General features: G+C 68.6%; 10 protein-coding genes. 5 read left to right on the top strand and 5 right to left on the bottom strand.

The window, feature by feature from the left end; translation table 11 throughout:
• Nucleotides 1-60: 60 nt before the first annotated feature.
• Nucleotides 61-282, bottom strand: coding sequence for a hypothetical protein (locus WU80_RS14705; RefSeq protein ID WP_055402204.1), 222 nt, complete (start codon nt 280-282; stop codon nt 61-63).
• Between WU80_RS14705 and WU80_RS14710 the strand changes: the two genes are divergently transcribed.
• Nucleotides 272-490: a hypothetical protein gene (locus WU80_RS14710; RefSeq protein WP_156349497.1), complete on the top strand. Its 219-nt coding sequence runs from the start codon at nt 272-274 to the stop codon at nt 488-490. The two genes, WU80_RS14705 and WU80_RS14710, sit on opposite strands and share 11 nt — an antisense overlap.
• 18 nt (nt 491-508) lie before the next feature.
• Here the strand turns inward: WU80_RS14710 and WU80_RS14715 are convergent, their stop codons facing one another.
• The 3 genes from WU80_RS14715 to malQ are packed head-to-tail and all read right to left on the bottom strand — an operon-like array spanning nt 509 to nt 4,030.
• Entirely contained in the window at nt 509-976 is a 468-nt protein-coding gene (locus tag WU80_RS14715) for a nuclear transport factor 2 family protein (protein WP_055402233.1), read from the bottom strand.
• A gap of 5 nt (nt 977-981) precedes the next feature.
• A complete protein-coding gene (locus tag WU80_RS14720) occupies nt 982-1,863 on the bottom strand; it encodes an LLM class F420-dependent oxidoreductase (RefSeq protein ID WP_055402208.1) in 882 nt (293 codons plus the stop codon).
• Nucleotides 1,864-1,867: 4 nt separating this feature from the next.
• On the bottom strand, nt 1,868-4,030 hold the full coding sequence (malQ, locus tag WU80_RS14725; RefSeq protein WP_055402210.1) for a 4-alpha-glucanotransferase: 2,163 nt from the start codon (nt 4,028-4,030) through the stop codon (nt 1,868-1,870).
• 325 nt (nt 4,031-4,355) lie between these two features.
• Between malQ and eccB the strand changes: the two genes are divergently transcribed.
• Both eccB and eccCa read left to right on the top strand, forming a co-directional pair.
• Nucleotides 4,356-5,873 (top strand): type VII secretion protein EccB, encoded by a 1,518-nt coding sequence (gene eccB / locus WU80_RS14730; RefSeq protein WP_055402212.1) that lies wholly within the window; start codon nt 4,356-4,358, stop codon nt 5,871-5,873.
• Nucleotides 5,870-10,039, top strand: a complete 4,170-nt coding sequence (gene eccCa / locus WU80_RS14735; RefSeq protein ID WP_055402215.1) for a type VII secretion protein EccCa — start codon at nt 5,870-5,872, stop codon at nt 10,037-10,039. Before eccB ends, eccCa begins: the two co-directional genes overlap by 4 nt.
• Nucleotides 10,040-10,066: 27 nt before the next feature.
• On the opposite strand, the gene WU80_RS14740 is transcribed toward eccCa, so the two are convergent.
• Complete coding sequence (locus WU80_RS14740; protein ID WP_055402216.1) at nt 10,067-11,239, bottom strand: cytochrome P450; 1,173 nt, start codon at nt 11,237-11,239, stop codon at nt 10,067-10,069.
• 174 nt (nt 11,240-11,413) lie between these two features.
• On the opposite strand from WU80_RS14740, the gene WU80_RS14745 reads away from it, so the two are divergent.
• Together WU80_RS14745 and WU80_RS25465 are read left to right on the top strand one after the other, a co-directional pair.
• A complete protein-coding gene (locus WU80_RS14745; protein ID WP_055402217.1) occupies nt 11,414-11,608 on the top strand; it encodes a ferredoxin in 195 nt (64 codons plus the stop codon).
• Nucleotides 11,609-12,071: 463 nt separating this feature from the next.
• A partial coding sequence (locus WU80_RS25465) for a PPE domain-containing protein (protein WP_156349500.1) occupies nt 12,072-12,157 on the top strand: 86 nt, incomplete at its 3' end.

A 12,157-nucleotide genomic window follows, 5' to 3' on the forward strand; every position in this document is an offset into this window, starting at 1 on the left:
GACGACCGCGCATCGACAGGCAATGTCCGGGCAAATAAAAATACAATTCGATTTGGAGGTTTACATGATGCGACGGTGGCTGATTGCGGCCCTTGTCCTTGCGGCGGCGCTAATGGCCGGCTGCTCGAGCAGCAAACCTGCGAGTTCTCCGGCGAGTTCGGCCGCGAGCAGTCGTTCGACCTCCACAGCAACCAGCTCGTCCAGCGCTGCGTCGAGCGATACCAGTTCCGCAAACGCGCCTGCCGTCGCAACCCTGGATTCCAGCCAGTGCGTGGATGTCACCGGGGCGAACGTCGATTTGCTGGCCGCATCGGACAAAGACGCCGCGCGCAAGGCCGCCGACACCCTGGAGCGATACAACCCGCCGGCTTCGGTCAAAGATGCCATCGAACATTTCGCCAGCGTGGGCGGCGCCCACTTCGATGACCCGGATTACACCAAGAACAACAAGCTTGTCGACGGGTGGGTCAAGCAGGTGTGCCCCAGTTAACGGGCGAATGGTTCTGAGCTAATTCGCGTCGGGTGGCCGGACTCGGCGGACCGGACGGGTCTCGATCGCGTTGATGGTCAAGGCCCGGCGGCCGATCCGCCAGCGGTCGGTCAGCTCGTAGTAGTCGTCGTAGCGCAGGTGCCAGACCACGTCGACCAACTCGTCACCGCGGCGGTCCCAGTGGTGTGCGACGCACGCGACGCGCCCGCGCGCGGTGCCCGGTCGGTCGCCCCCGTCATACACCTCGCCGACGATGGCGTGCTCGGTGCGAAGGACCGCCGCGACGGTGGCGACGGCGGCGGCGATCGCGTCCCGACCGCGATGGGTTCGGATCGGTTCCAGCGACTTGGGCGGTTCGGGCACCTGCAGCACCGCGTTGTCGGTGAAAAGCGCTGCCACGGAATCGAATCGGCGCTCGTCGACCCGGGCCGCGTAGCGGTGCACCAGGTCGCTGAGCGCGGATCGGTCGTCGGCTGACAGGGCCATCGCGGTCACGCGATCAACGAAAGGCGTTGCGCGCACGCCGACAGCCAGTCCTTGGCCTGCTCGATGTCGGTCGTCGGCGGCATGCCCAGCACGAGGCGGTCGGCCCCCTGATCGGCCAGGGCGCCCGCCCGCTCGGCATCGATCTTCGTGACCAGGTGGCCCAGCGAAACCTCCAGGGCGGCCGGGTCACGGCCGGCCGCGGCGGCCTCGTCGCGCATCAGCGCGATCAGCGACGCGAGCTCGGGACCGGTGACGCCCAGCGGTTGGAACCCGTCGCCGAGCCGACCGGCGCGGCGCGCGGCCGCCTTGCTGTGCCCGCCGATGTGTATCGGGAGCCGTTCGCGGGCAACGGGTTTGGGGTAGCACATGACGTTGTCGAAGTCGAAGAACTCCCCGTGGTGTGACACGCCCTGGGGCCGCTCGGCCCACAGCGCCCGCAGGACGGCCAGCTGCTCGTCGGCGCGCCTGCCCCGGCTGTCGAAGGCGGCGCCGCACGCCTGGACCTCTTCTTTGAGCCAGCCGACGCCGACACACAGCCGCAATCTGCCGCCCGAGAGCACATCGAGGGTCGCCGCGCGTTTGGCCAGCATCACCGGATGATGGTTGGGCAACACCAGTACGCCGGTGGCCAACCCGAGCCGGTCGGTGTGGGCCGCCAGGAACGCCAACATTTCCAGGGGATCGGGGATCGGGCAGTCCGCCGCCATCCCGACGCGCCCCGAACTGTCGTAGGGATAGACGCTGTCGTAGGTCGTGGCCAGGACGGTGTGTTCGGCGACGACGATCGATTCGAACCCGCACCGCTCGAGGTGCCCGGCGAAGCCCACCATCCAATCGGGGTCCGCGGTGACGCCGTCGGTCACCGGCGCGACGACGGAAACCTTCATGGTCTCAGAAGCTAACAGGCGCGGTTTCGACGGCCGCGGGCGCGATTGCCCGGCGCACGGCGTCGACCAGTGCGGCCGCCCGGGCGTCGGTGAACACGTCTTCGAGCAGGAGCGGGCGGCCGTCGGGGTCGGTCAGCGGCACCCGCCAATTGGGGTATTCGTCGGTGGTTCCCGGCTGGTTCTGGGTCCGCCGGTCGCCGACCGCGTCGGTCAGCGCGACGCCCACCAGCCGCGACGGCGTCCGCCCGAGATAGCGGTACAGGGCGAGCACGACGCTGTCCGGGTCGGTGTCACCCTCGTCGAGCAAGCCCACCCGGTTCAACTCCGCGATCCAGCCCGCCAGCTCCGCGCGGTCGGAGGCGAGCTCGTCGGCGGCGGGCCGGGTCAGCAATCCCAGCGATTCGCGCAGCCGCACATGGTCGCCCGCCAGATAGCCGGCCGTGGGCGGCAGATCGTGGGTGGTGACCGAGGACAGGCAGTACTCGCGCCAGCGCTCGGCCGGCAGCGGACCGCCGTTGCCGTCCCGGTCGAGCTCGAACCAGAGGATCGACGTGCCCAGCAGGCCGCGCAGCAGCAGGTAGTCGCGCACCCACGGTTCGACCGTGCCGAGGTCCTCGCCGACGACCACCGCCCCGGCGCGATGCGCTTCCAGGGCGACGATGCCGATCATCGCCTCGTGGTCGTAGCGCACGTAAGTGCCCTGGGTGGGCGGCGCGCCCTCCGGGATCCACCACAGCCGGAACAACCCGATGATGTGGTCGATGCGGACCCCGCCGGCATGCCGCAGCACCGCCCGGATCAACGCCCGAAACGGCCGGTATTCCTGCGCGTCCAGCCCGTCGGGCCGCCACGGCGGCTGGGACCAGTCCTGGCCGAGTTGATTGAACTCGTCCGGGGGAGCGCCGGCGGTCACGCCGAGCGCCAACACGTCCTGCATGGCCCACGCGTCGGCGCCGTTGGGATGCACGCCGACGGCCAGGTCGTGCATCACGCCCAGCGCCATGCCCGCGCGCACGGCCTGCGACTGCGCCGAGGCGAGTTGCTCATCGAGTTGCCATTGCAGCCAGCGATGGAAATCGACTGTCTCGGAATGCTTTTCGACGAATTTGGCGACACCCGGCGCGTCGGGGTGCCGGAGCGACTTCGGCCAGGCATGCCAGTCGTCGCCGTACTTCTCGGCCAGGGCGCACCACGTGGCGAAGTCGTCGAGCGCGCCGCCCTCCCGGGCGCGGAAGGCCGCGTAGGAAAGCTCGCGGCCCGCCGACCGCGGCACCCGATGCACCAGCTCGAGCGCCGCCCGCTTAGCCGCCCACGCGCTGTCGCGATCGATGGCGTCCAGCCGGGCGGCCCGCTCCTGGACCTCGGAGCGCAGCCGTCGCACCCGGCTGCGCTTGTCGAGCTCGGCGAACTCCGGAATCGACTCGACGTGCAGGTAAATCGGGTTGACGAAGCGCCGCGATGTCGGCAGATAGGGCGACGGCTCCATGGGGCGAGTGGGGGCCGCCGCGTGCAGCGGGTTGACCAACACGTAGTCCGCGCCGTGCCGCGACGCCGACCAGACGGCCAGGTCGGTCAAGTCGGTCAGGTCGCCGACGCCCCACGACTGGCTGGACCGCACGCTGTAGAGCTGGGTGGCCAGCCCCCAGGCGCGGCGGGCGCCGAGCCGCTCGGGCAGCCCGAGCCAGTCCGGCGTCATGATCAGCGCGGTGCTGGTCTCACCGTCGCGGGAGCGCAGGCGCACCCGGTGATAACCCAGCGGCAGGTCGGCCGGCAGCACGAAGCTGGCCTCGCCGACCCAGCGGCCGTCCAAGTCGAACGGCGGGGTGAAGTTGTCGACCTGCTGAATCCCGCCGTGCACCGAACCGTCCTCGAGCTGCACCAACACCTCGGCGGGATCGCCGTGGGTCACGTGCACCCAAAATCGCGTCTGCTCACCGGCGCGGCCGACGATCGTCGGCGGCAGCCGGCGCGCCCAATACGCACGCAGCTTCGCGGTCAGGGCGGCGTTGCGCTCCTGTTCGGTGCCGGCCGCCACGCCGAGCGCGGCCAACACGGCCACCAGGGTGGTTTCGGAGACCGGCACCCGCCGCCCCGTCCAGTCCTGGTACTCGGTCGCGATGCCGTACCGCTTGGCAAGTTCGACCAGCGACGGCGCGAGCTCACTCATACCGCTCATCTTGCTGCCAGGCGTCTGCGCCCGCTCAACAGGACGAACGGCGCGTGCGCCATTACGATGCCCTGAGGAGACATGAGGAGTCCGGGCGGGGATCGGCGGGGAAAACCCGAAGTGCCAGTTCAACGTCGCCTGGCGCGTCGCCCGCACGGCCGGGGCGGACGGGCGGGCGAGCACCGGACACCGGCAGATAAACAGATGCAGCAGCGAACGCCATCGGCGCCGCGTGGCGAGGGCCGTACCGGTGCCTTACCGTTGTCGATGTAATTCGCGCGAGGGACAATATCCAGGCGTTCTAGCAGACCGGATGGTGAATTAAGTGGCGGAAGAGAGTCGCGGCCAACGCGGGTCGGGGTACGGCCTCGGGTTGTCGACGCGGACCCAGGTGACCGGCTATCAGTTCCTCGCTCGCCGCACCGCGATGGCGCTCACCCGGTGGCGCGTCCGGATGGAGGTCGAGCCGGGGCGGCGGCAGACGCTGGCCGTGGTGGCCTCGGTCTCGGCGGCGATGGTGATCTGCCTGGGCGCCCTGCTCTGGTCGTTCATCAGCCCGTCCGGGCAGATCAACGAGTCGCCGATCATTGCCGACCGGGATTCCGGCGCGCTGTACGTCCGCGTGGGGGACCGGCTGTACCCGGCGCTGAACCTGGCTTCGGCGCGGCTGATCACCGGCCGGGCGGACAATCCGCACCTGGTGCGGTCGAGCCAGATCGCCACCATGCCGCGCGGGCCGATGGTGGGCATCCCGGGCGCGCCGTCGAACTTCCACACCACCAGCCCGTCCACGTCGTCGTGGCTGGTGTGCGACACCGTCGCCACCTCGACCGGGGTCGGCGCGCCGTCCGGCGTGACCGTCACCGTGATCGACGGCAACCCCGACCTCAGCAATCACCGCCGCGTCCTCAACGGATCGGACGCCGTCGTGCTGAACTACAGCGGGGACGCGTGGGTGATCCGAGAGGGTCGCCGGTCGCGCATCGACGCGACGAACCGGTCGGTGCTGTTGCCGCTGGGCCTGACACCCGAACAGGTCGGCCAGGCGAAGCCCATGAGCCGGGCCCTGTTCGACGCGCTGCCCGTGGGCCCGGAGCTGACCGTGCCGCAGGTGCAGAACGCCGGCGCCGCCGCGTCGTTCCCGGGCGCCCCCGGGCCGATCGGCACCGTGATCGTCACGCCGCAAATCAGTGGCCCGCAACAGTATTCGCTGGTGCTCGCCGACGGCGTGCAGACGCTGCCGCCGCTGGTCGCCCAGATCCTGCAGAACGCCGGGCCGGGCAACACCCGGCCGGTGACCGTGGAACCGTCCGCCCTGGCCAAGATGCCCGTCGTCAACAAGCTGGACCTGTCCTCCTACCCGGACGCGCCGCTCAACGTGGCGGACATCCGCGAGAACCCGGCGACCTGCTGGTGGTGGCAGAAGACCTCCGGCGAGAACCGGGCCCGCATCCAGGTCATCTCCGGCGCGACCATTCCGGTCGCGGCCAAGGACGAGAACAAGGTGGTGTCGCTGGTCAAGGCCGACACCACCGGTCGGGTGGCCGACCAGGTGTACTTCGGCCCCGACTACGGCAACTTCGTGGCGGTCACCGGCAACGACCCCGGCGCCAAGACCACGGAGTCGCTGTGGTGGCTGACCGACGCGGGCGCCCGGTTCGGGGTCGACGACACCCGCGACGTCCGCGAGGCTTTGGGCCTGAAGACGAAACCCAGCCTGGCGCCGTGGGTGGCGCTGCGCCTGCTCCCACAGGGTCCGACGCTCTCGCGGGCGGATGCGCTCGTGGAGCACGACACCCTTCCGATGGATATGTCCCCAGCAGAATTGGCGGTGCCTAAGTGAAACGCGGGTTTGCGCGGCCGACCCCGGAGAAGCCTCCGGTCATCAAGCCGGAAAACATCGTCCTTCCGACGCCGCTGAGCATTCCGCCGCCGGAGGGCAAGCCCTGGTGGCTGGTCGTCGTCGGCGTCCTCGTGGTCGGCCTGCTGATCGGCATGGTCGGCATGACGTTCGCCAGCGGCTCGCGCGTGTTCGGCGGCGCGGGCGCCATCTTCCCGATCTTCATGATCGGTGGCGTCGCGATGATGATGTTCGGCGGCCGGTTCGGCGGTCAGCAGCAGATGAGCCGGCCCAAGCTGGACGCGATGCGCGCCCAGTTCATGCTGATGCTGGACATGCTGCGCGAGACCGCCCACGAGTCGGCCGACAGCATGGACGCCAACTACCGGTGGTACCACCCGGCGCCCACCACGTTGTCCGCCGCGGTGGGATCGCCGCGGATGTGGGAACGCAAGCCCGACGGCAAGGACCTCAACTTCGGGGTGGTGCGAGTCGGCGTGGGCATGACGCGGCCCGAGGTGACCTGGGGTGAGCCCCAGAACATGCCCACCGATATCGAGCTGGAACCGGTGACGGGCAAGGCGCTGCAGGAATTCGGGCGCTACCAGAGCGTCGTCTACAACCTGCCCAAGATGATTTCGCTGCTGGTCGAGCCCTGGTACGCGCTCGACGGCGAGCGCGAACAGGTCCTCGGGCTGATGCGGGCAATCGTCTGTCAGCTGGCCTTCTCGCACGGCCCCGACCACGTGCAGCTGGTCGTCGTCACCTCCGATCTGGACGAGTGGGACTGGGTGAAGTGGCTTCCGCACGTCGGTGACCCCCGGCGTCAGGACGCCGCGGGCAATGCGCGGATGGTCTACAGCTCGGTGCGCGAGTTCGCCGCCGAGCAAGCCGAATTGTTCGCCGGCCGTGGCTCTTTCACGCCCCGGCACGCCAGTTCGTCGGCGCAGACCCCGACGCCCCACACGGTGATCGTCGCCGACGTCGTCGACCCCCAGTGGGAATACGTGATCAGCTCCGAGGGCGTCGACGGGGTTACCTTCTTCGACCTGACCGGCTCCTCGATGTGGACATCGGTTCCCGAGCGCACCTTGCGGTTCGACGAGAAGGGCGTGATCGAGGCGCTGCCCCGCGACCGCGACACCTGGATGGTGATCGACGAGAAGCCGTGGTTCTTCGCGCTCACCGACCACATCAGCATCGCCGAGGCCGAGGAATTCGCGCAGGCGCTGGCGCGCTGGCGGCTCGCCGAGGCCTACGAGGAGATCGGCCAGCGGGTGGCCCACATCGGCGCCCGGGACATCATGGCCTACTACGGAATCGACGACCCCGGTCACATCGACTTCGAGGCGCTGTGGGGGAGCCGCAACGACTCCATGGGCCGCTCGCGGCTGCGGGCGCCGTTCGGTGTTCGGTCCGACAACGGCGAGCTGCTGTTCCTCGACATGAAGTCGCTGGACGAGGGCGGCGACGGCCCGCACGGCGTCATGTCCGGAACGACGGGTTCGGGTAAGTCGACCCTGGTGCGGACCGTGATCGAATCGCTGATGCTCAGCCACCCGCCGGAGGAGCTGCAATTCGTGCTGGCCGACCTCAAGGGTGGGTCGGCGGTCAAGCCGTTCGCCGGGGTGCCGCACGTGTCGCGCATCATCACCGACCTGGAAGAGGACCAGGCGCTGATGGAGCGCTTCCTGGACGCCCTGTGGGGTGAGATCGCCCGGCGCAAGGCGATCTGCGACAGCGCCGGCGTCGACGACGCCAAGGAGTACAACTCCGTGCGCCTGCGGATGCGGGCGCGGGGCCAGGACATGGCGCCGCTGCCGATGCTCGTGGTCGTCATCGACGAGTTCTACGAGTGGTTCCGGATCATGCCGACCGCGGTCGACGTGCTCGACTCGATCGGCCGCCAGGGCCGCGCCTACTGGATCCACCTGATGATGGCCTCGCAGACCATCGAGAGCCGCGCCGAAAAGCTCATGGAGAACATGGGTTACCGGCTGGTGCTGAAGGCGCGTACCGCGGGCGCCGCGCAGGCCGCGGGCGTGCCGAACGCCGTCAACCTGCCGGCGCAGGCCGGCCTCGGCTACTTCCGGCGCAGCCTGGAAGACATCGTCCGGTTCCAGGCCGAGTTCCTGTGGCGGGACTACTTCCCGCGCGGGCTCAACGATGACGGCGAAGAAGCCCCGGCGTTGGTGCACAGCATCGATTACGTTCGCCCGCAACTGTTTACCAACTCGTTCACCCCGCTCGAGGTCAGCGTCGGCGGGCCGGAGCTGACCCCGGCCGCCATCACCAACGGCGAGACGCTCGACGCCGACGGCGCGACGCGCGACGACGACGACATCGAGGGCATCCGGGTGCCGAAGGTCGGCACGGTCATCATCGATCAGCTGCGCAAGATCGACTTCGAGCCCTACCGGTTGTGGCAGCCGCCGCTGAACCAGCCCGTCGCGATCGACGAATTGGTGAACCGGTTCCTCGGCCACCCGTGGCAGGAGGACTACGGTTCGGCCAAGGACCTGGTCTTCCCGATCGGGATCATCGACCGCCCGTTCAAGCACGACCAGCCGCCGTGGACCGTCGACACCTCGGGGCCGGGCGCCAACGTCCTGATCCTGGGCGCCGGCGGTTCGGGTAAGACGACGGCCCTGCAGACCCTGATCTGCTCGGCCGCGCTGACCCACACGCCCGAGCAGGTCCAGTTCTACTGCCTGGCCTACAGCAGCACCGCCCTGACCACCGTCGCCCGGCTGCCGCACGTGGGAGAGGTGGCCGGCCCGACCGACCCGTACGGCGTGCGCCGCACGGTGGCCGAGTTGCTGGCCCTGGTCCGCGACCGCAAGCGCACCTTCCTCGAGTACGGGATCGCCTCGATGGAGGTCTTCCGGCGCCGCAAGTTCGGCGGCGAGCCGGGCCCCGTGCCCAACGACGGGTTCGGCGATGTCTACCTGGTGGTGGACAACTACCGGGCGCTGGCCGAAGAGAACGAGGTGCTGATCGAGCAGGTGAACCTGATCATCAACCAGGGCCCCTCGTTCGGGGTCCACGTGGTGGTCACCGCCGACCGGGAGTCGGAGCTGCGGCCACCGGTGCGCAGTGGCTTCGGTTCTCGGGTCGAGTTGCGACTGGCCGCCGTGGAGGACGCCAAGCTGGTGCGTTCCCGGTTCGCCAAGGAAGTGCCCGTCAAGCCGGGCCGCGGCATGGTCGCGGTCAACTACGTCCGACTCGACTCCGACCCACAGGCCGGTCTGCACACCTTGGTCGCGCGGCCCGCGCTGGCCAACACGCCGGACTACGTGTTCGAGTCCGACAGCATCATCGACGCGGTCAGCCGCCTCACCAGCGCGCAGGCGCCGCCGGTGCGCCGCCTGCCCGCGCGGTTCGACCTGGAGCAGTTGCGCGAGGTCGCCGCACGGGACACCCGCCAGGGCGTCGGCGCGGGCGGAATCGCCTGGGCCATCTCGGAATTGGATCTGTCGCCGGTCTATCTCAACTTCGCCGAGAACGCGCACCTGATGGTGACGGGTCGACGCGAATGTGGACGGACCACGACGCTGGCCACGATCATGAGTGAAATCGGCCGGCTGTACGCGCCGGGGGCCAGCAGCGCGCCGACCCCGCCGGCCGGCCAGCCGTCGGCCCAGGTGTGGCTGGTGGACCCGCGGCGTCAGCTGCTGACCACGCTGGGTGCGGACTACGTCGAGAAGTTCGCGTACAACCTGGACGGCGTCCAGGCGATGATGGGCGAGCTCGCGGCGGTCCTGGCCGGACGCGAACCGCCGCCCGGCCTGTCCGCCGAGGAGTTGTTGTCGCGGTCGTGGTGGAGCGGCCCGGAGATCTTCCTGATCGTCGATGACATCCAGCAGCTGCCGGCCGGATTCGATTCACCGCTGCACAAGGCCGCGCCGTGGGTGACCCGGGCCGCCGACGTCGGGTTGCACGTGCTCGTCACGCGAACCTTCGGTGGTTGGTCGTCCGCGGGCAGCGACCCGATGCTGCGGGCGCTGGCCCAGGCGAACGCCCCGCTGCTGGTGATGGACGCCGACCCCGACGAGGGCTTCATCCGCGGCAAGATGAAGGGTGGCCCGCTGCCCCGCGGTCGAGGCCTGCTGATGGCCGAGGACACCGGTGTGTTCGTACAGGTAGCGGCGACGGAGTTTCGCAAGTAAGGCGGATACCGCTGCGCTGGGGCTGAATCAGCCCCAGCGCAGCGGTAACTCTTTGAGCGCGAAGCTCTTTGACGGGTAGTTGATCGCGGGGACGTAGTCGGCGGGCACCTCGAAGTCGGGAATCTGCCGAAGCCATTCCCCGACGATTACCGTCAGTTCGATCCGGGCCAGATGAGAGCCCAGGCAACGGTGCGGCCCGCCGCCGAATCCCCAGTGGCGGTGCACCTTCCCGTCCATGACCAGATCGTTGACGGACGTGGCGTCGCTGCCGTCGCGGTTGACCGCCGCCATGCACAGCCGCACCGACGTGCCGGGGGGCAGCGTCATCCCGCCGATGTTGACGAACTGCGTGGTGATCCGCGGCGCCACCGGCGCCGAAGGCTCCAGCCGGACGATCTCCTCGATGAAAACCCTGATCTGCCTTGGGTTGTCGCGAAGCGCCTCGCGTAGCTGCGGCCGGCGGGCCAATTCGAAGAGGCAGAATCCGATCGCCGCCGTGACGGTGTCCAGGCCCGCCAGGATCAGTAGGTGGCTCATGCCCAACAGCTCCAGATCGGTGAAGTTACCGTCGCTGGCCATTACCCGCGACAGCATGTCGGATCCGGGATGCTGCCTGCGCTGCCGGATCGCGTCGGCCAGATACTGAAGCAGCAGCTCGCTCTTCTCGATATCGGACTGGGTGACGTAGGGCTTGTCGCTGACGACCGCGTCCTTCCAGTCGATCAGGCGATCGCGATCTTCGATCGGCAAGCCGTAGAGGTCCATGAAGACCTGGAATGGATACAGGTGCGCGAAATCCGCCATCACCTCGCACTTCCCTTGGCCGGCAAGGGCGCCGATCATTTCCGCGGCGTGGCGTTCGAGCACCGGCCGGGATGAACTCAGGCCGAGCGGGCTGAAGAAGGGCTGCAGCACCTTGCGGTAGCGGGTGTGCTGAGGAGGGTCAAAAGCCAGCGGTACCACGGGCAATGGGTGGCCCGGTGGCTGCAGGATGGTGGACGAGAACACCTTGGGGTTGCGCAGCGCGGCCAGCACGTCCTCGCGGCGCGTGATGTAGTAGTGGCCGTTCATGAATACCACCGGCCCGGCGTCCCGCAGCGCCTTCCACCCGACGCCCCGGTCCACGGTCATCGGCAGCTTTTCGAAATCGAGCCGCGGCAGGTGGAAGGTGTCTTGCTGGCCTTGGCCAGGAGTGCTCATAAGCTCTCCGCTTGTCCGAATTGTTCTCCCAACCGCGGCGGCGGGGGCGTCGTCGGCACCGATTGCGGTTGGCACCCCAATATCGCATGTGTCGCAAGGGTCTACAGCGGCCGGTCCGGCTGCGCGTCGATCTTCTACACTTGGGCAACTGATCCCGGGTAGGGAGGACACCTCGTGAGGGTTCGTCTCGAACAATCCAAATGCGTGGGCCACGCCCAGTGCTACGCCGTCGACCCGAACCTGTTCCCGATCGACGACTCGGGTTATTCGATCCTCGAAGAGCACGAGGTGCGCCCCGAGGACGAGCAGGTGACCCGCGACGGGGTCGCCTCCTGCCCGGAGATGGCGCTGGTTCTCGACGAAGACTGACTGCGCCAGAAGCAAACCGGAGATGAACAAACCGTTGCCGGAAATGAACGCCAGTCGACGGGGAATGAACAATCGCTGGCCTGGAATGAACACTTGGCGTTGCGTATCGGAGCGTCCCCGATAACGAACTAATCTCAATCGCGAGCGGCAGTTCTGGCAGACAGTGGACTGTCGCTCGGTTGCTGACAGCAGGGATCAATCGAGGCTAAAGGTGCACGTTGTTCCTGACCGGACGTCTGAGAAGCGTGGTGCGAGACCACAATTGGGCGCCCGACACGGAATTGGCAGGATGCGCCGGCCAGCCCGCCGACTGGGGTGGCAGACCGAGGGGTCTGAGTCGGGTGGTTCCGGGCGGTCAGCTACCCGCGGGTGGCGAATGCTTACGAAGCCGTGACCACGGCCACCACTGATTCCGATGCGACTGCCGCGGTCGCAAGCGATCGCGGCCAACTGAGGAGAACAGGTGTTTGACTTCGGGGCGTTACCGCCGGAGGTGAATTCCGGGCGGATGTATGCGGGTCCGGGTTCGGGGTCGTTGATGGCGGCCTC

The sequence above is a fragment of the Mycobacterium sp. UM_11 genome, from assembly GCF_001414075.1.
GTDB lineage: Bacteria > Actinomycetota > Actinomycetes > Mycobacteriales > Mycobacteriaceae > Mycobacterium.

Excerpts from the sequence above, each read along its gene's own strand:
- WU80_RS14715 (WP_055402233.1), bottom strand. The coding sequence starts at position 976 with ATGGCCCTGTCAGCCGACGACCGATCCGCGCTCAGCGACCTGGTGCAC.
- WU80_RS14720 (WP_055402208.1), bottom strand. The coding sequence starts at position 1,863 with ATGAAGGTTTCCGTCGTCGCGCCGGTGACCGACGGCGTCACCGCGGAC.
- malQ (WP_055402210.1), bottom strand. The coding sequence starts at position 4,030 with ATGAGTGAGCTCGCGCCGTCGCTGGTCGAACTTGCCAAGCGGTACGGC.
- WU80_RS14740 (WP_055402216.1), bottom strand. The coding sequence starts at position 11,239 with ATGAGCACTCCTGGCCAAGGCCAGCAAGACACCTTCCACCTGCCGCGG.